The 21,565-nt window shown below is 33.5% G+C and carries 29 protein-coding genes; 16 read left to right on the top strand and 13 right to left on the bottom strand.

Going from position 1 to position 21,565, the window contains the following annotated elements; genetic code table 11:
• Positions 1-145: 145 nt before the first annotated feature.
• A complete protein-coding gene (locus tag NZ698_RS10390) occupies positions 146-1,027 on the bottom strand; it encodes a bestrophin family protein (RefSeq protein ID WP_263003040.1) in 882 nt (293 codons plus the stop codon).
• An 81-nt stretch (positions 1,028-1,108) separates the two neighbouring features.
• Here NZ698_RS10390 and NZ698_RS10395 point away from each other — a divergent pair, with 81 nt between their 5' ends.
• Complete coding sequence (locus tag NZ698_RS10395) at positions 1,109-1,999, top strand: cupin-like domain-containing protein (protein WP_263003041.1); 891 nt, start codon at positions 1,109-1,111, stop codon at positions 1,997-1,999.
• 33 nt (positions 2,000-2,032) lie between these two features.
• Here NZ698_RS10395 and NZ698_RS10400 read toward each other — a convergent pair whose 3' ends face one another.
• Positions 2,033-2,575, bottom strand: coding sequence for a toxin-antitoxin system YwqK family antitoxin (locus NZ698_RS10400; RefSeq protein ID WP_263003042.1), 543 nt, complete (start codon positions 2,573-2,575; stop codon positions 2,033-2,035).
• Positions 2,576-2,635: 60 nt separating this feature from the next.
• Here NZ698_RS10400 and NZ698_RS10405 point away from each other — a divergent pair, with 60 nt between their 5' ends.
• Together NZ698_RS10405 and mutS are read left to right on the top strand one after the other, a co-directional pair.
• The gene (locus tag NZ698_RS10405) at positions 2,636-3,238 is read left to right on the top strand and encodes a hypothetical protein (protein ID WP_263003043.1); all 603 of its coding nucleotides are present in this window, start codon (positions 2,636-2,638) and stop codon (positions 3,236-3,238) included.
• 61 nt (positions 3,239-3,299) lie between these two features.
• A complete protein-coding gene (gene mutS, locus NZ698_RS10410) occupies positions 3,300-5,888 on the top strand; it encodes a DNA mismatch repair protein MutS (RefSeq protein ID WP_263003044.1) in 2,589 nt (862 codons plus the stop codon).
• Here mutS and NZ698_RS10415 read toward each other — a convergent pair whose 3' ends face one another.
• The gene (locus NZ698_RS10415) at positions 5,889-6,338 is read right to left on the bottom strand and encodes an energy transducer TonB (protein WP_263003045.1); all 450 of its coding nucleotides are present in this window, start codon (positions 6,336-6,338) and stop codon (positions 5,889-5,891) included.
• Between the two features lie 195 nt (positions 6,339-6,533).
• Here NZ698_RS10415 and NZ698_RS10420 point away from each other — a divergent pair, with 195 nt between their 5' ends.
• The 4 genes from NZ698_RS10420 (at position 6,534) to NZ698_RS10435 (ending at position 8,547) form a co-directional block, all read left to right on the top strand.
• The gene (locus tag NZ698_RS10420; protein WP_263003046.1) at positions 6,534-7,022 is read left to right on the top strand and encodes a TlpA family protein disulfide reductase; all 489 of its coding nucleotides are present in this window, start codon (positions 6,534-6,536) and stop codon (positions 7,020-7,022) included.
• 1 nt (position 7,023) lies between these two features.
• Positions 7,024-7,677, top strand: coding sequence for a thioredoxin family protein (locus tag NZ698_RS10425; protein WP_263003047.1), 654 nt, complete (start codon positions 7,024-7,026; stop codon positions 7,675-7,677).
• 87 nt (positions 7,678-7,764) lie between these two features.
• A complete protein-coding gene (locus NZ698_RS10430) occupies positions 7,765-8,136 on the top strand; it encodes a ribosomal maturation YjgA family protein (protein WP_263003048.1) in 372 nt (123 codons plus the stop codon).
• 6 nt (positions 8,137-8,142) lie between these two features.
• Positions 8,143-8,547, top strand: a complete 405-nt coding sequence (locus NZ698_RS10435) for a hypothetical protein (RefSeq protein ID WP_263003049.1) — start codon at positions 8,143-8,145, stop codon at positions 8,545-8,547.
• Positions 8,548-8,562: 15 nt separating this feature from the next.
• Here NZ698_RS10435 and NZ698_RS10440 read toward each other — a convergent pair whose 3' ends face one another.
• The 4 genes from NZ698_RS10440 to NZ698_RS10455 are packed head-to-tail and all read right to left on the bottom strand — an operon-like array spanning position 8,563 to position 11,745.
• Entirely contained in the window at positions 8,563-9,480 is a 918-nt protein-coding gene (locus NZ698_RS10440) for a YARHG domain-containing protein (protein WP_263003050.1), read from the bottom strand.
• Between the two features lie 2 nt (positions 9,481-9,482).
• On the bottom strand, positions 9,483-10,121 hold the full coding sequence (locus NZ698_RS10445; RefSeq protein ID WP_263003051.1) for a DUF2306 domain-containing protein: 639 nt from the start codon (positions 10,119-10,121) through the stop codon (positions 9,483-9,485).
• A 2-nt stretch (positions 10,122-10,123) separates the two neighbouring features.
• Positions 10,124-10,531, bottom strand: coding sequence for an energy transducer TonB (locus tag NZ698_RS10450; protein WP_263003052.1), 408 nt, complete (start codon positions 10,529-10,531; stop codon positions 10,124-10,126).
• Positions 10,532-10,539: 8 nt separating this feature from the next.
• On the bottom strand, positions 10,540-11,745 hold the full coding sequence (locus NZ698_RS10455; RefSeq protein ID WP_263003053.1) for a BaiN/RdsA family NAD(P)/FAD-dependent oxidoreductase: 1,206 nt from the start codon (positions 11,743-11,745) through the stop codon (positions 10,540-10,542).
• Positions 11,746-12,060: 315 nt separating this feature from the next.
• Here NZ698_RS10455 and NZ698_RS10460 point away from each other — a divergent pair, with 315 nt between their 5' ends.
• The 4 genes from NZ698_RS10460 to NZ698_RS10475 all read left to right on the top strand — a co-directional run bounded on the left by NZ698_RS10460 (position 12,061) and on the right by NZ698_RS10475 (position 14,500).
• Positions 12,061-12,555 (top strand): acyl-CoA thioesterase, encoded by a 495-nt coding sequence (locus NZ698_RS10460; RefSeq protein WP_263003054.1) that lies wholly within the window; start codon positions 12,061-12,063, stop codon positions 12,553-12,555.
• 81 nt (positions 12,556-12,636) lie between these two features.
• Entirely contained in the window at positions 12,637-13,701 is a 1,065-nt protein-coding gene (thiL, locus tag NZ698_RS10465; protein ID WP_263003410.1) for a thiamine-phosphate kinase, read from the top strand.
• A 67-nt stretch (positions 13,702-13,768) separates the two neighbouring features.
• On the top strand, positions 13,769-14,032 hold the full coding sequence (locus NZ698_RS10470; protein WP_263003055.1) for a CPCC family cysteine-rich protein: 264 nt from the start codon (positions 13,769-13,771) through the stop codon (positions 14,030-14,032).
• A gap of 18 nt (positions 14,033-14,050) precedes the next feature.
• Positions 14,051-14,500 (top strand): hypothetical protein, encoded by a 450-nt coding sequence (locus tag NZ698_RS10475; protein ID WP_263003056.1) that lies wholly within the window; start codon positions 14,051-14,053, stop codon positions 14,498-14,500.
• Positions 14,501-14,551: 51 nt separating this feature from the next.
• On the opposite strand, the gene pepT is transcribed toward NZ698_RS10475, so the two are convergent.
• The 3 genes from pepT to NZ698_RS10490 all read right to left on the bottom strand — a co-directional run bounded on the left by pepT (position 14,552) and on the right by NZ698_RS10490 (position 17,027).
• Positions 14,552-15,799, bottom strand: a complete 1,248-nt coding sequence (gene pepT, locus NZ698_RS10480; protein ID WP_263003057.1) for a peptidase T — start codon at positions 15,797-15,799, stop codon at positions 14,552-14,554.
• Positions 15,800-15,883: 84 nt separating this feature from the next.
• Positions 15,884-16,672 (bottom strand): GLPGLI family protein, encoded by a 789-nt coding sequence (locus tag NZ698_RS10485; RefSeq protein ID WP_263003058.1) that lies wholly within the window; start codon positions 16,670-16,672, stop codon positions 15,884-15,886.
• Between the two features lie 34 nt (positions 16,673-16,706).
• Positions 16,707-17,027 carry a hypothetical protein gene (locus NZ698_RS10490; RefSeq protein WP_263003059.1) on the bottom strand — a complete coding sequence of 107 codons (321 nt, stop codon included), beginning with the start codon at positions 17,025-17,027 and terminating at the stop codon, positions 16,707-16,709.
• Positions 17,028-17,151: 124 nt separating this feature from the next.
• Between NZ698_RS10490 and NZ698_RS19565 the strand changes: the two genes are divergently transcribed.
• The 5 genes from NZ698_RS19565 to NZ698_RS10510 all read left to right on the top strand — a co-directional run bounded on the left by NZ698_RS19565 (position 17,152) and on the right by NZ698_RS10510 (position 19,905).
• A complete protein-coding gene (locus NZ698_RS19565; RefSeq protein WP_438265564.1) occupies positions 17,152-17,286 on the top strand; it encodes a helix-turn-helix transcriptional regulator in 135 nt (44 codons plus the stop codon).
• Entirely contained in the window at positions 17,255-17,470 is a 216-nt protein-coding gene (locus NZ698_RS10495) for a cytidylate kinase family protein (protein WP_438265565.1), read from the top strand. Before NZ698_RS19565 ends, NZ698_RS10495 begins: the two co-directional genes overlap by 32 nt.
• 207 nt (positions 17,471-17,677) lie before the next feature.
• On the top strand, positions 17,678-18,526 hold the full coding sequence (locus NZ698_RS10500; RefSeq protein WP_263003061.1) for a hydroxymethylglutaryl-CoA lyase: 849 nt from the start codon (positions 17,678-17,680) through the stop codon (positions 18,524-18,526).
• Positions 18,527-18,558: 32 nt separating this feature from the next.
• Positions 18,559-18,960, top strand: coding sequence for an OsmC family protein (locus NZ698_RS10505; protein ID WP_263003062.1), 402 nt, complete (start codon positions 18,559-18,561; stop codon positions 18,958-18,960).
• Positions 18,961-19,068: 108 nt separating this feature from the next.
• The gene (locus NZ698_RS10510; protein WP_263003063.1) at positions 19,069-19,905 is read left to right on the top strand and encodes a sulfurtransferase; all 837 of its coding nucleotides are present in this window, start codon (positions 19,069-19,071) and stop codon (positions 19,903-19,905) included.
• A 136-nt stretch (positions 19,906-20,041) separates the two neighbouring features.
• On the opposite strand, the gene NZ698_RS10515 is transcribed toward NZ698_RS10510, so the two are convergent.
• The 3 genes from NZ698_RS10515 to NZ698_RS10525 are packed head-to-tail and all read right to left on the bottom strand — an operon-like array spanning position 20,042 to position 21,471.
• A complete protein-coding gene (locus tag NZ698_RS10515) occupies positions 20,042-20,368 on the bottom strand; it encodes an SUF system Fe-S cluster assembly protein (protein ID WP_047443270.1) in 327 nt (108 codons plus the stop codon).
• Positions 20,369-20,371: 3 nt separating this feature from the next.
• Positions 20,372-21,073, bottom strand: coding sequence for a 3'-5' exonuclease (locus NZ698_RS10520; protein WP_263003064.1), 702 nt, complete (start codon positions 21,071-21,073; stop codon positions 20,372-20,374).
• 50 nt (positions 21,074-21,123) lie between these two features.
• Positions 21,124-21,471 (bottom strand): tRNA-binding protein, encoded by a 348-nt coding sequence (locus NZ698_RS10525; protein WP_263003065.1) that lies wholly within the window; start codon positions 21,469-21,471, stop codon positions 21,124-21,126.
• Between the last annotated feature and the right edge of the window lie 94 nt (positions 21,472-21,565).

The following is a 21,565-nucleotide window of genomic DNA, read 5'->3' on the forward strand; positions in this document are numbered from 1 at the left end:
ATTCTTAACTTTATTATTTCTCACCTTAATTTTCTTAACCAAAATAAACTTGTTTATTCCTTATCACTCTGAGGAAATTAATTTTGAACAACAATTCACTTAAAAGCTTAATTTTCTTACTGTTTAAAATCCAAACAAAATCTAATTAATTTTTCGCACCCATTATCTGATGCACATTTTTCTCAATATTCTGAGCAATCGTCTCCATCGGAATATCGTTTTCATCATTATTAAATGGATCTTCGATTTCTTCAGCGATCAATTCCAGACTCATCAGTACGTAATATACGAAAACCGTCAGCGGGATCATAAATAATCCGAGATTGATAACGTAAGCAATCGGAAGTGCTACAACATACAGAATAATGAATTTCTTTATAAATGAGGAGTATGAATAAGGAATCGGGGTGTTTTTGATTCTCTCACAACCACCGCAGACATCCAGAAAACCTGTTAACTGTGTATCGAGGTACAACATTTCAACGTCAGAAATTTTTCCTTCTTTTTTTAACTGATATAATTTGTGTGTCAAAAGAACAACCAAATCTGTTGGTCCGTGATGCTTCAGAGATTTTTCAATTTCTGAATAATCTTCATCCAAAGCCAATCTTGTAGATTCCTGCGAAAGATGTTTGGCTAAGAAATGCGGGAAATATTTTAGATATCTTGCAATCTGATCAGCTGATTTTCTGTCGTCTTTAAGAATAATATTGATTTTTACTGCGAAATTTCTCGTATCATTCACAAGTTTTCCCCAAAGTTTTCTTCCTTCCCACCATCTGTCGTAAGCTGTATTCGTTCTGAAAACCAAAAGCAAAGACAAAACAAAACCTAATAGAGAATGTATCAATCCGACATTGCTGATTTTTGATCTAGCGGTTAAATGCAAGTATTCAATTTCCAAATATTGAATTCCGTAAGAATAAATCGCCATCAAAACCATCGTAGGAAAGAGGATTTTCATGGTGTCGCTTTTGTGTAAGCTGACCAATATCTTCAGGAAATTTTTCGTGTTGTAAACTCTCATGATTGATGTCTGTATTGCAAAGATAAATTTTTATAAATTTCAAAAAAACACTATTTTTATTTCGCATTAAATTACAAACTCATGATTCTCGAAAACGTAGATGTTGTAAATGACATAACCAAAGAAGATTTTCAGGAAAATTATTTCAAAAAAAAGAAGCCTCTTCTGATCAAAAACTACGCAAGCCGTTGGGAAGCTTTCGATAAATGGAATTTTGATTTCATTAAAGAAAAAGCGGGCGAACAGGAAGTTCCGCTGTATGACAACAAGCCTGCAGATTCCAAAAAAAGTTCAGGTGCGCCCGTTGCAAAAATGAAAATGAAAGATTATATCGACACGATAAAATCTAAACCTTCTGATCTGCGTATTTTCTTTTACATCATCACCGACAGGCTTCCTGAACTGTTGAAAAACTTTACGTATCCTGATTTGGGAATTAAATTTTTCAAGCGGCTTCCAACTTTATTTTTTGGAGGAAGTGATTCGCATGTTCTGATGCATTATGACGTTGATTTGGGAGATTTTATGCATTTTCATTTTGAAGGGAAGAAAAGAATTTTGCTCTTTGACCAGAAACAGTCGAAATTTTTATATAAAGTTCCGCTTTCAGTTCACACGGTTTACGAAATCGATTACGAAAACCCGGATTACGAGAAATTTCCGGCGTTGAAATACGCCAAAGGCATTGAAATCTTTATGGATCATGGCGATGCACTTTTTATTCCCGGAGCATTCTGGCATTTCAACAGATACTTGGAACCGGGCTTTTCAATGTCGCTTAGAGCTTTACCGAATAAACCGAAAGTTTTTGCCAATATGCTGTATCATGTTTTTATTATGCGCTATACCGATAAGATTTTACGCAAATTATTTAAAGCTGAATGGGTTGATTACAAGCAGAAATGGGCGTATGAGAAAGCAAATGAAGCTTTAGAAAAACATATAAAAAATAAGAGTGAAACAATAAAATAATTGAATTTGCAATTTTTCTGTTTCACTTATCAGCTATTTTGTAGAAATCAGTTTTCCATTTTTATATAAATTTGTTTCTTCTAAGCTCCCGTTTTCTTTATATGAAAACTGTTCTCCTTCTCTGATTCCGTTTACGAAATTAGATTCATACTTTAGTTTTCCGTTTTCGTAGAAAAATTTCCATTTGCCTTCTTCTTTTCCGTTTACAAATTTTCCTTGGCTAGTTATTTTTTCATTTTTAAAATAAGTATTTTCAGATTCGTCATAATAAACATCACCTTTCCAGCCTTTGTATTTTTCTATGCCGGTTTTTGATCCGCTTTCATCATAATAGACCCATTCACCAACTTTTTTGTCTTTTTTATAAAAGCCTTTTGCTTTTTCTTTTCCATTTTCGAAATAAGCAATATAATTTCCTTCCAACTTTCCCTTTTTCCAATTCTGGTCCCATTTTTTCTGACCATTATCATAAAAGAAAATGCAATTTCCTTCCTGAAGACCATTCACAAAGCCACATTGTTTCTGTGCCTGTAGAAAAACGTTTGAAAACAGAAGAAAGAATAATATTTTTTTCATCACAATTTATATTTTACTGACAAATGTATTATTTTTGTTACAATCACAAATTTAATCAAGATGAAAACACAACTTTTTTTAATTATTTCGCTATTTACAGGAATTTTTTCTTTTGCACAGAAAGATACTTTTTATCCGCAGGCTTTTTTCGACAAAAAACAAGCACAGGAAATGATTTCTTACGGAAAATCTACAATCGAAGGCGTAGCTTCCACCAAACAAAAAAACGCATATGGTTTTAAGGCACCTTTAGCTAAAAAACAATATGCTAAAGAAGGTACTGTTGTTATGCTTTTCCCCTGTACAGATTATTTTAATGAATGGTATAAACTGAGAAGTAAAAAGGAGAATAAAAAAACACAGATTTTGATGTCTGAAGATGCTTTTAAATACAGAATAGAAGCAACAACCGATGCTTACGGAAGATTTAAATTTGAAAAAATGAAACCGGGAAAATATTATTTAGAAGCAATTGTTGATTTTACGGCAACCTCTTCTTATCGACAGCAAACAGCTACAGAAACAGGCTATAACGTTTACGGACAAGCAATTTATTCTACACCAGTTTACAGTACATTTTTCTACAACTATGATTCTGCAAACAGAGAAAGTAAGTTTGTGGAAATCAAGGAAGACGGTCAACTTTTAGAAATAAAACTTTAAGAGATTCCTCAAAACTTTGAAACCCTAAATTTAATACATAAATTTGGGCTTTAATTTTTATATGGCAAAGGCGACGAAGAAAGAAACCCCGTTAATGACGCAGTACAATACCATCAAGGCGAAATATCCTGATGCGCTTTTGCTTTTCAGAGTGGGCGATTTTTATGAAACTTTCGGTCAGGATGCTGTTAGAACTTCTCAGATTTTGGGGATTGTTCTGACGAAAAGAGCGAACGGTGACGGTCATATCGAACTGGCGGGATTTCCGCATCATTCGGTAGATTCCTATTTGCCTAAATTGGTCAGAGCCGGAATTCGTGTTGCAATTTGCGATCAGCTGGAGGATCCAAAAACCGTCAAAGGAATTGTAAAACGTGGTGTGACAGAACTGGTTACGCCCGGAGTTACTTTCAACGATCAGGTTTTAACTTCCAAAAAGAACAATTTCCTGCTTTCTCTTCATAAAGAAAAAGAAAAATACGGAATTGCGATGGTGGATGTTTCTACCGGAGAATTTTTGGTGAGCGAAGGAAATTTAGATAAAATTTTACACATCATCAACACGTTTGACCCAAGTGAAATTATTTACCAACGAAGTGTACAGATTCCCGATCAGTTGAAAAACAGAAACGTTTTCAAACTGGAAGACTGGGCATATCAATATAACTTTGCCTACGAAAAACTGACGAATCAGTTTAAAACCAATTCGTTAAAAGGTTATGGAGTCGAAGGTTTACCTTTGGCAATTACAGCGGCAGGAGCCATCTTCGCTTATCTGGTTGAAGATACGCATCACAAATTACTGGCGCACATCACCAAAATTCAGATTATTCCGCAGGAAGATTATCTGATGATGGATCATTTTACGCTGAGAAATCTCGAAATCGTTTATCCAAGCCATCCGAAAGGAAAATCTTTGTTGGATATTATCGATAAAACGTCTACACCAATGGGCGGAAGATTATTGAGAAGAAGAATTATTCTACCATTAAAATCTGTCGAAGAAATTGCAAGACGGCTTTCGTTAATTGACTTTTTAAACGAAAATGATCATTTAAAATATGAAATTTCACAATTACTGAGAGCGATCTCAGATCTAGACCGATTGATGGGAAAACTTGCCGCGGAAAAAATTTCACCTAAAGAATTAGGTTATCTCCGTCAGAGTCTGATCAATATTCAGAAAATTAAAGGCTTGCTTCATCCTCACGCCGATGTCTTAGCCTGGTTGGAGCCTTTAAATTCATTAGATGATTTGATTCAACTGCTGGAAAATCATTTGAATGAAGAACTTCCTGTCAATTTAGCGAAAGGAAATGTGATCAAACAGAATATTTCCGAAGAACTCGATCATCTGAGAGGTCTGCAAAATAAAGGAAGAGGTTTTCTGGACGAAATGTGTCAGCGTGAAGTGGAACGCACCGGAATTACCAGTCTGAAAATCGATTTTAATAATGTTTTCGGGTATTTTATTGAAGTAAGAAACACCCACAAAGATAAAGTTCCTAGTGATTGGATCAGAAAACAGACGCTTGTAAATGCAGAAAGATACATCACAGAAGAACTGAAAGAATACGAAAGTCAGATTCTGGGCGCTGAAGAAAAGATCAGTGTTCTGGAAAATCAACTGTACCGAAAAGTATGTTCGGATACGATGATTTACATGGACAGAATTCAGGAAAATTCAAATATTATTGCGCAGCTTGATGTTGCAGTTGGTCTGTCTGAACTCGCGGTTTCTGAAAGTTATACCAAACCTGTTTTGAATGACGGTTTTAAAATTGATTTAAAGGAAGCGAGACATCCAATCATTGAAAACGCACTTCCATTAGGCGAAAAATACATTCCGAATGATATTTTTTTAGATAAAGATTCACAACAGATCATTATGGTGACCGGTCCCAACATGGCGGGTAAATCTGCGATTCTACGTCAGACGGCAATCGTTTGTCTGATGGCACAAATCGGAAGTTTTGTTCCTGCAAAACACGCTGAAATTGGAGTTTTAGATAAGATTTTTACAAGAGTTGGAGCTTCAGATAATATTTCTGCCGGTGAATCAACTTTCATGGTGGAGATGAATGAGGCAGCTTATATTTTGAACAATATCTCAGACCGAAGTTTGATTTTATTAGACGAAATCGGTCGTGGAACTTCCACTTATGACGGAGTTTCCATTGCATGGGCCATTGCGGAATATCTTCATCAGCATCCTTCGCAGGCAAAAACTTTATTTGCAACCCATTATCACGAGTTGAATGAAATGACGGTGAATTTTGAGCGGGTGAAAAACTTTCACGTTTCCATTCAGGAGAACAAAGGAAATATTATTTTCTTAAGAAAATTAATTCCGGGGGGAAGTGAGCATAGTTTCGGTATTCATGTGGCAAAACTGGCGGGAATGCCTTCAAAAGTAGTGAACAGAGCTAATGAAATTCTGAAAACTCTGGAAGCCAGCCGTTCTCAAGGTGGTTCGTCAGAAGGCGTAAAAAGGGTGACCGAAGAAAATATGCAGTTATCTTTTTTCCAATTAGATGATCCTGTTTTAGAAAATATAAGAGAAGAACTGACGAAAATAGACATTAATACTTTGACACCGATTGAAGCTTTGATGAAGCTGAATTCAATTAAAAAGATGATCGGGAAATAATCAAAATTCTTTACTCGTCAAAGGAAAATACATCAGATAACGTACTGGTTCGCCATTGATTGTCGCAGGTTTCCATCGTGCAAAAATTCTTCTTAGTCCTAATTCAGCAGCTTCCGCGTGTTTTTTATTGGTTCCGATCGCTGTTATATTTCTTACATAACCGCTTTTTTCGACAATAAAATAAAGGCGTGTATCTACTTTTTCTATGATTTTTACATCTAAAGTTTCTATGCTTTCAAAGTATTTTCTTTTAAAAACCTTAAGTCCGCCGGGAAATTCTGGAACCGTATCTGCGTTGGTAACGACATCTTTTAAACTCATTTTCGTAGTCAAAACTGAATAATCAGGATAGGTAGTTGCCTGTTTTTGAACCATAGGTTTTGTTCCTGAATCCTGAGCAGAAAGGAGCGTTATGAAAAACAGACCAATCAAAAAAACTGCTTTTTTCATTAAATTTAATTTTAATACTGATTCTGAAAATGATTTCAGATGTATAGTTGATATAAAAAATCATCAAATAAGATACCACAAATTAATATTGGTAAACACTGTTTTAATTTAAACAAAAAGTAAACTTATTGATGATTAACAAAGTTTAACAAATTGTTTCTCATTAAGTTGTCAATGCTTTTGCTAAATTTGAGAATGAAGAATTTTTTAGGATTTTTGGCTTTAATATTTGCATCGTCTATGTATCAAGGGCAAGTACAAAAAGAAGTGAAACTGGTGAATTATGAAGAGCTTGAAAGGCAAATTCAAAATGATAAGGATAAAATTTTAGTAGTAAATTTCTGGTCGACAACTTGTGCGCCTTGTGTAAAAGAGCTTCCGGATTTTATGAAAATCAACGAAAAATTTAAAAATAATCCGAAATATAAAATGCTTCTGGTTTCGTTGGATCGTGCAAAGGATAAAGAAAAGGTAATTCAGTTTATTAAAAAGAAAAAACTGACCGCCGAAGTGGTGTTGCTGGATGATATTAAAAGAATGAACACATGGATTCCCAGATTTGATGAAAGTTGGGAAGGGAATATTCCGGTCACGATTTTCTATAAAAGTGGTAAAAAAATACATTTCAATGAAGGCGAAATGAGTAAAGATGAACTCGAAAATACAATCAACAAAAATTTATAATATGAAAAAATTAAAAGCAATATTTACTGCACTTCTTATCGGATTCAGTATATTTAATTTAAATGCTCAAAATACATCTCAACAAGAATCTGTAAAAAGTTCGGCTGAATCTAAAGGTTATAAAGTTGGAGATGCTGCAACGGATTTCCGGCTCAAAAATATTGACGGTAAAATAGTTTCGCTGAAAGATTTTGGCGATGCAAAGGGTTTTATTGTTGTTTTTACCTGCAATCATTGTCCTTACGCAAAAAGTTACGAAGATAGAATTGTAGAATTAGATAAGATTTTTAAAAGTCAGGGTTATCCTGTAATCGCGATTAATCCGAATGATCCCAAAATTCAGCCTCAAGATGGTTTTAAAGAAATGATTGAAAGAGCTGGAGAGAAAGGCTTTACATTTCCTTATTTATTTGATGAAGGGCAGAAAATCTATCCTCAATACGGAGCGACAAAAACGCCTCATGTTTTTGTGTTACAAAAAGAAGGCGATAAAAATATTGTAAAATACATTGGAGCTATCGATAATAACTACGAAAATGCTGCTGAAGCAACTGAGCATTATGTAAAAGATGCCGTAAATTCTTTAATCAAAGGAGAACCAATAGAAACCACAAAAACTGTAGCAATAGGATGTACAATTAAAGTAAAAAAATAGTAAAAATTCTATATATTCGAATACTCAATTAAGCGGATTTTTGTCCTTTTTTTTAACACAAATAAAGATGTTTTCCAAATTAGTAAGATGAAATTTAAATTTAGCCTGAAATATCTTCTCTTAACGATATTTATTTTCCTTATTGAAGTTTTAATCGCCACTGTTTTAAAGGATCAATTTTTCGTAAGAGCCTATCTCGGAGACGTCATTGTTGTGATGCTGTTGTATACTTTTGTGAAAAGCTTTTTGATCATGAATGACACAAAACTTATTCTTGGAATTTTTGCTTTTTCATGTTTGATAGAGTTTGCACAGTTTTTTAATATTGCAGAAAAATTAGGCTTCAAGCCGGGAAGTCTGATGTACATTGTAATCGGAAATTCTTTCTCGTGGATCGATATTCTGTGTTATGGAGTTGGATGTTTCTTATTATATATTTTTGTAAAAATTAAAAAATAGCATTTTATGAAGTCGTTATTTATGATTTTTATTCTGCTTTTATCTTGCTCACCAGAAAAAACTGAGCAAATATTTGGCGTTTATACGTCTCCTGAAGTTAGTTATTTGAATAAGTTAAAGCATGGGAATTTTTTTATTAAGCTCAAGCTCAATTTAAGAGAGGATTATACTTATGAATATTCAACTTGTGCTCAAAAAGAATCAGGAAAGTGGAAAATTGTTAATGATCAATTAGAATTATATTGTGAGAAGAAAAGATTTATTATTGATAGTTTTAACCATTTAGAAAAATACAAAAGAGGAAAAATTTGCAATCCTGTACAAATTTTCTCTTATGAAAAAGGAAAATTACAACAAAATATAAAGGTTCAAAACAAAGATTATAAAATGCTGTTGCTAAAGCAAAAATAGCAGCATTTCAGCAAATTATCTTCCAAACTGATCATATTTATCCTCCGCATATTTGATAAAACGATTGAGTAAAGCAACATTTTCTTTTTCCATTGGAGAAAGCTCACTATCAACATTATTGGAAACAGGAATATACCAATCGGTCTGCTCAAAGAAATGTCTGTAAGTAGCTTTTTTGAAAGAATATCCGTGTCTTGCAAAAACCGAATTTTTAATGATTTCCATATCCAGTTTTCGAAGGTTTTTCAGATCTTTTTCTGTTAATTTCTGTTTAGATGCATTGATTTTGAAAACGGCATCAGAAGCAACTCTGTTTTTAGAAGTGGTATAAGTTTCTGTTTTTCCGGTTTCTTCATCGGTGTATTTTTCAACAAAATCTTTAGGATTTTCCCAGTCGATCAGATCGTTATTTTCATTTAGCATAAAGTTCGGGTTGTAAACAAACTCTTTTTTGATCAGTTTTAAAGTCTTATTAGGAGCTTTTACTGCTGATTTGTTGAATGCATTCCAGTTTCCGGTAAGACTGTCGCTATTTAATTTAACCTCAAATCTTCCATCAGTTTTATCATTTCCGGGTTCATCAAGGATAAATGATTTTCCTGCTTCATTAAAAATTCCGCGAAAAGGCCTTTGGTTTCCGTCAACAATGCTTTGTCCGTACACGCTGTCTTTTGTAATTCTGTTGATTTTCAGAGCGATTCTTTTGTAAATATTACCTTCATATTCTTCGCCGTCTTCAGAAGTGATCATTCCTTTTCCTGCAAAATCTCCCATATAAATTCCATAAAATTCTTTGTGAACTTCTGGGGCAACCACAGAATCATTTTTGGTAGTTAAAGAATCTTTTGATGTTTGGGTGATTTTTCCATCTTTTTTACAAGCTGAAAGCGAAATAATCAGCAAAGAAGTGAAAGTAAATTTTAAAAATTTCATATTTATAAGTGTTTTTTGGTGATTAAATATTCAATTAAAATGATGTTCGGAATCCAACCGAGCCAGGCAATAATCTGATAAACATCCATCGGATTCGGGTGGAATAAATATACAATAAAAACTTTCCACATTCTCAAAGTGATGGCAGAAAGTGTGAATGCAAAACTTCGCCACATCCAATGTTTGTGTTCTTTGAATTTCTTTTGCCGCGCTAATTGATAGGCTTTAAAGGTTGAAAACCACCAAAGGCAGCCTAAAATAACGAAAGAAATTTTAGATAAAAAACCGCCATTCGCAAAAATTCCCATGTAAATTCCTGATGGTGCTGCGAGAAATAGAATAAGAAAGATGTAAATTTTCCCTGCATTTTTGTGAAAGTTTTTAATGCCAAAATCTTTTCTCAGAATGGCTAAAAATCCTGCAAGCAAAACGACAATACTCGTGTATACATGAGAGTAGAAAAACCAAAGATATTCTGGTCTTTCGACAACTTCGGTTTGTTTAATCATTAAAAAACTGACATTGGTATTTAAAGGAATGTATTCTAAAGTGATATTCAGCATTAACCAAAAGAAATACCCGAACCCGATAAGTAAAATGGTTCTTAAGGTTTTCAGAATATTTCTTTTGGATATAAGCATATTTAATGAAACTCCATTGTAATGGGAAGTCTAAATCTAAATTTGATAGGTTTTCCATCAAGTTCAGCGGGTTTCCATTTTGCTTTTGATAATGTTTTTATGGCACGCTCCATTGCCTTATTCATTGATTTGTTATCACCACTAATTATAATATCACTTACGGTTCCTTCTTCAGAAATAACAAACTGAGCTTCAGATTTTATTACTCCTTTAGAATTTATATTACTAGAATTAAAAGTTTGAGTAAATTTTTGTCTAAAAGCATCTATTCCTCCAGGATAGATTGCCATTATAAATCCTCTTTCTTTAAGTTCTTCCTCAGAAATCATTGTTTTTCCTTCTGGAAGAATCACTTGTGAGAAAATGTTAATAGAATTAATGAGTAAGATAATAAGTAATAACTTTTTCATTTTATGTTTTAGTTTAAATTATTCAAATCTTGCGCAATCAGCCAAGCCTCACTCCAGCAAGCTTGGAAATTAAATCCTCCGGTCACTGCATCAATATTTAAAACTTCTCCAGCCACGTAAAAGTTAGGCAAAATTTTCGAAGACATATTTTTAAAATTAATTTCTTTTAAATCTATACCTCCCGCGGTAACAAATTCATCTTTATACGTCGATTTTCCGGTTACCTGAAATTTCTTTTTGCATAAATTCTCCAAAATCGTCTGCATTTCTTTTCCTGAAACATTGGCGATCTGTTTATTCAAATCAATTTTTGAAACTTCCAAAATTCTCTGCCAAAAACGATTGGTCACATCAAAAATCTTTGATGAACCAATTGATTTTTTCGGATTTGAAATTTTAAAATTCTGAAATAATTCTTCTGCCTCGTCCATATCTTTAGAAATAAAATTCACCTGAACTTCAAAATTGTATTTTACTTTTGCCAGATTAATCGCTTCCCAAGCCGAAATTTTCAAAATTGCAGGCCCGGAAAGTCCCCAATGCGTAATCAATAAAGGTCCGCTTTCCTCAGTTTTTAATTTTGGAATTGATGTTTCTGCCATTTCAAAACTTGTTCCCAAAAGATCTTTCAGCAAGTCATCTTTTATATTAAATGTGAAAAGCGAAGGAACCAAATCAATGATTTTATGACCTAAACTCTCAATCAGTTTCAATGATTTCGGAGAACTTCCTGTCGTGTAAATCACAAAATCGGCTTCAAAATCTCCCAAACTTGTTTTTACAATATAACTTTCATCAAGCTTTTCAATTTCTTTTACCGAACATTTTGTTTTTACTTCAACATTTTTCTGCTGAATTTCGTTCTGAAAAGAATTGATAATCGTCTGCGAAGAATTGCTTTCCGGGAAAATTCTGTTGTCATTTTCTATCTTCAACGAAACTTTTCGTTTTTCAAACCAATCCATGGTGTCACCCGGTTGAAATTTGGTGAAAACACTAAGCAATTCCTTATTTCCACGAGGATAAAACTGAACCAATTCTTTTGGGTCAAAACATGCATGCGAAACATTGCATCTTCCGCCTCCCGAAATTTTTACTTTCTGAAGAACGTCTGAATTCTGCTCAAGAATGGTGATTTTATATTTCTTTTCGTCAAGATTTGCCGCGCAGAAAAATCCTGCTGCGCCTCCTCCGATAATGATAATTTGCTTCATAACTATGTAATCTTATGCTGAAGATTATTTTTACAAAACTACAATTTTTATAAACCATCTTATTTGAGTAATTTTGAGGATTGTAATTTTTGAACTTTTAGCCTAATATTATAACCACAAAAGTCACAAAAGCTTTTGAAACACATTAGTTATTTAAGTTGCCTTTCAACAATTTATAGAAGAACACATTAGTTTTTAAAAATCTTTGATTTTTGCTTATGTGGACTTTAAATTTATTTAGACTTTTAAAAAACTGAGATATTTCTTTTGTGACTTTTGTGGTAAACAAAAGTTCAATTTTAAAACTATTATTAAATGACATTCTATCATACATTTGAAGTGCGTTGGAGCGATCTAGACGCCAATAAACATCTCGCTAACTCATCATACGTGCAGTATTGCGCGCAAACGAGAATGGCTTTTATGAAAAAAGAAAAAATGGGAGTTACCCAAATGAGCCGATGGGGAATTGGTCCGGTGATTATGCATGAGAGATTTTCGTTTTTTAAAGAAATTTTTGCTGACCAAAAAGTCATCGTAAGTCTTGAAATTGACGGATGTGCAGATGATGCAGCGATTTACCGTTTTGTGCATAAGTTTTATCTTCCTGACGGTTCGCACTGTGCGACTTCAGAAGCGACAGGTGTTTGGATTGATACGATGTTAAGAAAAATGACTTCACCGCCGGATGATGTTGTTGAAGCGATGAATAAATACAAAACTGCTGAAACCATTTTAATGACAAGAGAAGATTTCAAAAAACTTCCTTTCCGCCCTGAAAATATTGATCCGGCAATTTTTAATAAATAAATGATAAGAGATAAAAGATGATTGATAGATTTAAAATTCAGCATCATTTATCATTTATCAATCATCACTTATAAAATAGATATGTTTGAAGATAAAGAACCAGAATTAACACCCATCTCTAAATTGGGAGAATTTGGACTGATAAAACACTTAACGGAATTTTTCCCTCTGTCCAACGAATCTTCGGAGGTTGGAGTAGGAGACGATGCCGCGGTCATTAATCCAGGAAATAAAAGAGTTGTTTTAACGACTGATGTTTTGGCGGAAGGAGTTCATTTCAATTTGGGATATGTTCCGTTGAAGCATTTAGGTTACAAAGCGGTTGTTGTGAACCTTAGTGATATAGCTGCGATGAATGCAACACCTACGCAAATTTTGGTTTCGCTGGCGGTTTCGAACCGTTTTCCGGTAGAAGCTTTGGAGGAACTATATTCAGGAATTCAGGCAGCTTGTGGAAGATATAAAGTGGATTTGATTGGCGGAGATACCACAAGTTCAAACGCAGGTTTGGTGATGAGTATTACAGCAGTCGGAATTGAAGACGAAGAAAATATTGTCAAAAGAAGCGGCGCAAGGCCAAACGATTTGCTTGTTGTTTCAGGAGATTTAGGTGGCGCTTATATGGGACTTCAGATTTTGGAAAGAGAACATGCCGTTTTCTTAGCGGATCCAAATATGCAGCCTGAAATGGAAGGTTTTGACTATATTTTGGAAAGACAATTGAAACCGGAAGCAAGAACTGATGTCAAAGGAATTTTAGAGCAGTTGGATATCAAACCAACGTCTATGATTGATATTTCAGACGGTTTGGCTTCGGAAATTCTGCATCTTTCTGACCAATCAAAAGTAGGTTTCAGATTGTATGAAGAGAAAATCCCGATGGATAATCTGACGATTACTACGGCTGATGATTTGAATTTAAATCCTGTCATGACGGCTTTAAGCGGTGGTGAAGATTACGAATTACTGTTCACGATTTCGCCGAATGATTTTGAAAAAATGAGAAATCATCCGGATTTTACGATTATCGGTCATGCGGTTGAAAAAGAAGAAGGTAATTTTATGGTGGCAAGAGGTTCTAACCAATTGGTTACGTTGACGGCGCAAGGTTGGGATGCTTTCTTAGGAAATAAACAGAATGACTAAAATTTAATTTTAAATATTGTGAAGCCACTGCATTTTTTGTAGTGGTTTTTTAGTTAATTTTAAATTAATGGATGAAAATAATAATGATAAAAAGTTCCAATGCGTTTGTTGTGGATTTTTTTCTCTTGAAGAAATGGGAGTTGCTGAAATTTGTCTTGTTTGTTTTTGGGAAGAAGATGGAGAAACTGATTTAGATGTAATAAGTAATCCAAATCGGATGACATTAAGAAAAGGACGAGAAAATTTCTCGAAATTTGGAGCCTGTGAAAGACAATTTATTAAAGATGTTGTAAAAAATCCTGAAACTAAATTTAGAAAAGAAAATTTTTAAAAATAAGCAAAAACGAATATGAAAAATTGGATCAAATTTCCTATTTTAATTTGTTTATTTATTGTAATGATTATTTATAGCAATAAAATTGAAGCAGAAAATGCTGAAAAAAGAGACAGCGTTTTAAATAATGATGTCCAATTTAAAGGTTGCGTAGTTGATTTTAGAACTTCAAACAATCATGCTTTTGGGCTTATCAGATTAAAATTAACAGAGAGTTCTGTAGATACATTTAATGATAGTCTTACAACAGGTATTTATCCATACAGAATTAATGGCGATATTGCAGAGATATACACTACAATATCAGATGGTCTTGATTATAATGATACTATAAGCGTGAATTCAAAATCTCATGAAATTGAATTTAAAGAAACAAAAAATCATAAAAAGTTTGTTTCTGAGCTATATGTAATCGAAGACTTTGACAATATAAAATTTGTAAAGAAGAAAACTGAATTTCAATAAAAAAATCCTGCTCAATTTTCGAACAGGATTTCAATTTTATATGAAAAATTATTAAGCTTTCACAATATTCACAATCACCTCAAGCGCTTTCTCCATGCTTTCCAAAGCAACATACTCATAAGGTCCGTGGAAATTCATTCCGCCTGCAAAAATATTCGGACAAGGTAGTCCCATATACGATAACTGCGCTCCATCTGTTCCACCTCTTATGGCTTTGATTTTTGGTTCAATATTCGCTTCTTTCATCGCTTTTGCTGCAAGATCAACGATATGCATTTTGCCTTCAAACTGCTGTTTCATGTTACGATACTGCTCTTTAATCTCAACTTCAGCGGTTTTTTCGCCATGTTTCTGATTAAATTCTGCCACTTTTTCTTGCAAGAATTTTTTTCTAGCCTCAAATTTCTCTTCGTCATGATCACGAATGATGTATTGAAGTTTACATTCTGAAACATCAGAAGTTACATCCATCAAATGATAAAAACCGTCAAAACCTTTTGTGGTTGAAGGAGTTTCATTCGAAGGTAAAGACTGAATAAATTCTGCTGCCAAAAGACTTGCATTCATCATTTTTCCGAATGCGTAACCTGGGTGTACACTCAAGCCGTGGATTTTTACGACAGCTCCTGCTGCGTTGAAGTTTTCATATTCCAATTCTCCAACTTCACTTCCATCCATTGTGTAAGCAAATTCAGCCCCGAATTTAGCAACGTCAAATTTGTGCGCTCCTCGTCCGATTTCCTCATCTGGAGTGAAACCGAGCGCCATTCTCCCGTGTTTGATTTCTGGATGAGCGATTAAGTATTCTGCTGCGGTTACAATTTCTGCACAACCGGCTTTATCATCAGCTCCGAGAAGCGTATTTCCGTCTGTTGTAATTAAAGTCTGGCCGATATGCTTTTTTAAACTTTCAAATTTTGAAGGAGATAAAGTGAAATTACTTTCTTTATTTAGTATTAAATCTTCTCCCTGATAATTTTTCCAAACCTGTGGTTTTACATTTTCACCGCTAAAATCCGGTGAAGTATCATAATGAGAGATAAATCCGATTGTTGGCTGACTGTCATTGTCCAAATTTGAAGGAACATAAGCCATAATGTAGCCATGCTCGTCAATAGAAACGTCTTCCAAACCGATTGTTTTAAGTTCTTCTACGATGTAATTGGCGATATCCCATTGTCTTTCTGTAGAGGGTGTCGTCTCGCTTTCTGCGTCACTTGTTGAAAATATTTTTACATAGCTGAGAAAACGGTTCAGTAGTTTTTCTCTCCACATTTCGTTGAATTCGATTGTACTCATTTTTGATTTTATATTTTTACAAATATACAATGCTATATCCTAATAAAGAAAAAACCTTCGATTTGAAGGTTTTATAAGTTAATTTTAATCCAGATAATTATTAATACTTCTTATATTTTTAATCATTGTTTCCTGGTGTGCTTTAGAAGGCGTTTTGCCAAATATTCCTATAAAGGCTCCTATAGGATCATTAAAAATCTGTGCTCTTTTCTTCGCAAACTTTTCGTAGTCAGTATTTACAGTTCTCTCTAAAGGAAGAATAGGTTTTGAAACTCTTTTCAGACTTTCTAATGTAAAATGAAAATGTTCTTTTGAATCATAAGCCTCTAAAACCAATCCCGGCAAATTTTTAAAAGTATAAGGTCCTTCAGAAATAGGGATTTCTTTGGTGTACCAGGCAATAATGGTTTTGTGATGATATTTTCCAACCGCTTTTTTGCAGGTATAACCTTGAATAATTTTGGTCTCATTTACAAAATCCCATTTGGCTTTTTCTTGGGCTTCATAATTGTATGTAACATTAAGAATTTTGTCATATATAATTGCCATACCACTCATATAATAAACTTCAGGAATATATTTTGCGTGTACTAAATTGCCTGTATTAATGACTGCAATTCCATTAGTCGGGTTAGAAATGCTTTTATCAATTTCTGCATTAGCAAGTGAATCAGCTTTTTCTTTAATATCGCTACGAAATAAAGAATAGTTTTTACCTATCTTAAGAGAGACTAACTCTTTTTTAAGCGTGTTAATATTTGCTGTATCAATTAAAAATGTAGTTAAATACTTACATTCAATAAATGAACTATCTACTTTTTGTGCAGAAAGTAAACCTGAACAACAGAGCAATAATAAATAAAGAAATTTCATTTCAAATAAAAATAAAAATTAAAAAAATTGGTTTTTAGTAAATACTTTGTGTAAGACCTGCGTAATCACTACTTCCACACATGAAAATATTATATAGTTGACCGTTTTCTCTAATACATGCTCTTGACTGTTCGTAACTTCCAGAAACTGAGTCATCCCAACATACTGTATCTAAAACCATGTCGTTGGGTTTGCACCATGCAACCATCCCATACTGAGTACACCTTTGTGCTTTAGCTTTTTCTGCTTTTTCTTGAGTTTCTTTCTTTGTCTCTGATTTTTTTTCCATCTTTAAATCATTTGCGCTTGCAATACCTGCTGTAGCCAATAAAGCTACTAAAAAAATCTTTTTCATTGTATTTTAATTTTAATTACAAAAATAAAAATGATAAGAATTTTATATTTAGAGATAATATTCTGCCGATGAAATCAATCGGATTTACGATATTTTTATAAATTTGCTTAAATAAATCACAAATATGAAAATAAAAATTGGTAAAAAATTACTGGAATATCGTTATCAAGATAATTTTTCTCAACAAAAGATTGCAGAACTCTTGGAAATTTCACAAAGTACTTACTGTGATTGGGAAAGTGATAAAACATTTTTCTAAATTTGAAAACTTATCTAAAATCGCTAAACTTTATAATATTGATATTAATGATTTGATTTCAGCAGATAAAATAAATAATACAGATTTAGTTAAAGGAACTGAAGCAACAGAGATATTACTTGAAGTGTCGGAAAAACTAAATAAGTTGGTTGTGGTTCTTGAAAAATTAATTGAAAAAAAATAGAATTCTAATTTACAACTGATTTATCTCAAATATTTATAATCGAAAATAGAGAAATTAAAAGTTAGAATAGGTTATTTGTTGCTTAATGTATCGTATCGAAATTTTAAATCGAAAATAAATTATTGATAATCAATTTAATATTAGCTTTGTTTGAAATCAGAGCTAAATAGTTTAGTTTTATTATATTTGAGAAAATCAAAAGTGAAAATGTTTCTTACAGAATGTCCTAGAGATGCCATGCAGGGTTGGGGAGAATTTATTCCGACTGCAAAAAAAATCGATTATATCAACTCACTGATGGAAGTGGGGTTTGATGTTTTAGATTGTCTGAGTTTTGTTTCTCCAAAAGCAATTCCGCAAATGGCTGATTCTGCTGAGGTTGCCGAAAATATTGATAAGTCTTTATCTAATACAAAAGTTTCAGCAATCATTGGAAATTATCGTGGAGCTGAGAAAGCATTGGCGCATCCGTCGGTAGATATTTTAGGTTTTCCTTTTTCTATTTCTGAGACTTTTCAGCACAGAAATACCAACAAAAATCAGGAAGAAGCTTTCAATGATGTAGTTAAAATGCTTGAATTGACGAAAAGTGAAAGCAAAGAATTCAATCTTTATTTCTCGATGGCATTTGGAAATCCTTACGGCGAAATGTGGAAATGGGAAGATGTAGATTTTTGGGCAAACCGTTTTTCTGAAATTGGAATTAAAAATATCTTATTGTCTGATACTACGGGAGTTGCAACAGCGGAAACGATCTCTATTTTGTTAGATAAAATTCCTTCAAAATATCCGAATATTGATTTCGGAGCGCATTTTCATAACCGTTACGAAGATTCTTATTCTAAATTAAAGTCTGCTTATGATAAAGGATGTAGAAGATTTGATTCTGCCATCAAAGGAATTGGTGGCTGCCCGATGGCAAAAGATGATTTGGTGGGAAATATGCCGACCGAACAGGTCATCAACTTTATGAGCGTAGAAAAAGCGGAACACAAATTGAATTTACTAAATTTCGAAAGTTCTTATAACAGAGCAAAGGATATTTTTCATTTCTGAGACATCGTCTCTTTTAGTTTAATTTAAAAATTATGACATCAAAAGTAACATACATCGGCGGACTAAGATGTTCAGCAGAACATTTACAATCAGGAACCATTATCGAAAGTGATGCACCAACCGACAACCACGGAAAAGGAGAAAAGTTTTCACCAACTGATCTTTGTGCGACTTCTTTAGCAGAATGTGCTTTGACAACCATTGCCATTTTAGGAAAAGACAAAGGGATCAATATCGACGGAGCGTATTGTACCCTTCAGAAAATTATGAAAACGGAGCCAAGAAGGATCGGGGAAATCGTTTGTAATTTTGTTTTTTCTGATACTTATTCGGATAAAGAAAAAGCGTTCATCGAAGAGACCGCTCATAACTGTCCGGTAGCCAGAAGCCTTCATCCGGAATTGGTACAGACCATGATATTTATTTATCAATAAATCAGACCGCAGAAATTTCTGCGGTTTTATTTTTACCTTACAATGATTTTTCGGATTTGAGAGATTTAAGTAAATTAGAATCATCTGCTGCAAAAAATTATTTTAAATATGCTTTCCATCATATCATCATACCAATTAAAAAATCTCACCTCTGAAAATCTCATCATTCTTGATGCAAGAGCAGGAAAAGATGCTCATCAAAATTATCTCGAAAGTCATATCAAAGGTGCACGATTCATTGATTTAGATAAAGATTTAGCTGAAATTGGTGAAAATGCTGCATTTGGAGGAAGACATCCGCTTCCAATAATAAGAAAATTTATTGAAACAATTTTTCGGTTAGGAATTTCAGATGATTCTAATGTCATTATTTACGATGATAAAAACGGATCAAATGCTGCGGCGAGAGCTTGGTGGATGTTGAAATCTTCTGGATTGGAATATGTACAAGTGTTGGATGGAGGAATTCAGGCGGCTGAAAAAGCTGGATTGGAATTTGCTACGGGTGAAGAATTTTTTGAAAAGAAAAATTTAATTAAAAAACATCAATGGCTTCATCCTGTTTCAGATTTAGAAGATGTTGAAAATGAATTAACAAACAATTCTGCGACGGTGATTGATGTGCGAGATTCTTATCGTTATAATGGAGAGTCTGAACCAATTGATTTAGTTGCGGGGCATATTCCCGGAGCAATCAACATTCCTTTTTCTGAAAATTTAGATGAAAATGGATTTTTCCTGAAACCTGAAATTTTAAGAGAGAAGTATTCAAAATTACTAGAAAGTAAACCTGAAAAACTAATCATTCACTGCGGTTCCGGAGTTACCGCATGTCATACGATTTTAGCTCCTCACTTTGCAGGTTTTGAAATCCCGAATTTATACGTCGGCTCATGGAGTGACTGGAGCAGAAGAGAAGGAAAAGAAATTGCCAAAGAGTTCTGAATAAATGTCATACGATAATCTTAGGATAAAATCAAACTTAATATTTCTTATCAATTTAATTACCTTAATAGTTCAAAATTAATTTATTAAAAAAGGCTGCCAAAAAATTGACAGCCTCATTTATTTTTATCAAAATTTAAAGCATTCCCAGCTCAAATTTTGCCTCTTCACTCATCATATCTTTGTTCCAAGTTGGTTCAAAAGTAAGTTCTAACTCAACTTCGTTCACATTTTCTACTTCTTTTACTTTGTCCTTCACCTCTTGTGGAAGGCTTTCTGCAACAGGACAGTTTGGACTTGTTAAGGTCATGATTATTTTCACGTCGGCTTCTTCCGAAATCTGAACGTCATAAATCAATCCCAATTCGTAAATATCTACCGGGATTTCCGGGTCATAAACGGTTTTCAGTACTCTTATAATTTCTTCACCGATGTCGGCAATCTGATCGTCTGTAAAGTTCATTTGTTAATCTAAATTGATATTTCTCTGCAATAAATCTTCCTGACGCATACGTCGGAAAATGTTTGCCAAAGTTAAGACATCTTTTTCACAATAGTCAACAATTCGCTGCAAGTCTTTTTCTATGTAGTAAATTGATGAAACCATTGAGCCGTCGATGTCGTCTTTCGGGGTTGGAATTCCAAAAACGTGAGCCAATAATTCTAGTGAAACATAGCTTTTGTAATCTCCGAATTTCCAAAGTTCCATGGTATCAATATGCGGAATTTCCCAGGGTTTTTTCCCAAACATCTGAAATGAAGTAGGAGGCTGCAGTCCGTTGATGAGGAATCGTCTCGCAATCCATGGAAAATCAAATTCTTTTCCGTTGTGAGCACATAAGATGACATCTCTTAATCTCGGACTGTTAAAAAGTTCACCAAATTCCAACAACAATTTTTTCTCGTCGTGACCGGCATAGCTTTTTATTCTTAAAGTTTCATTTTTTTCTAGCATTCCGATGGTGATGCAGATGATTTTTCCGAATTCTGCCATGATTCCTGCCCGATCATAAAAATCTTCTGCCGAAATTTCGTCTTTTCGTTGAAATCTCGTTTTTTTATCCCAAAGTTTTTGTTCGGTTTCAGATAACTCTTCCCAAGAACCGGAATTAGGAACTGTTTCAATATCAATGAATAAAACTTTATCTAAAGAAATATTTTGTATCATTTTTGTTTTTAATTAATTTAAATTGAAAGTCATTATCTTGACATTAAATATTATCCAACCTGTAAACCGTTTTTTGTTGGAAAAGATGTTGATAAAAGCGTTACGTCTTTTTCATTTTCACCATAAACTCCCAAAACAAGACATTCGCTGAAAAAATTGGCAATTTGCTTTTTAGGAAAATTGACAACTGCTAAAATTTGTTTGCCGACTAATTCTTCTTTTTTATAGAGTGTAGTGATTTGTGCAGAAGATTTTTTGATTCCTAAATCTCCGAAATCAATTTGGAGTTGATAAGATGGGTTTCTAGCTTTTTCAAAATCATTTACGGAAATGATTGTCCCGCATCGGATGTCAATTTTTTCAAAATCTGCCCAGGATATTTCAGGTTTGATATTCATTAAAAACGGATTTGATTTAAGAAATTAATAGCTTTAAACAAAAGTATTAAAATTTTAAAATAAAATTCCTGCAAAAATGGTTAGTAAATTCTGA

The sequence above is a fragment of the Chryseobacterium edaphi genome, from assembly GCF_025628985.1.
GTDB classification, from domain to species: Bacteria; Bacteroidota; Bacteroidia; order Flavobacteriales; family Weeksellaceae; genus Chryseobacterium; species Chryseobacterium edaphi.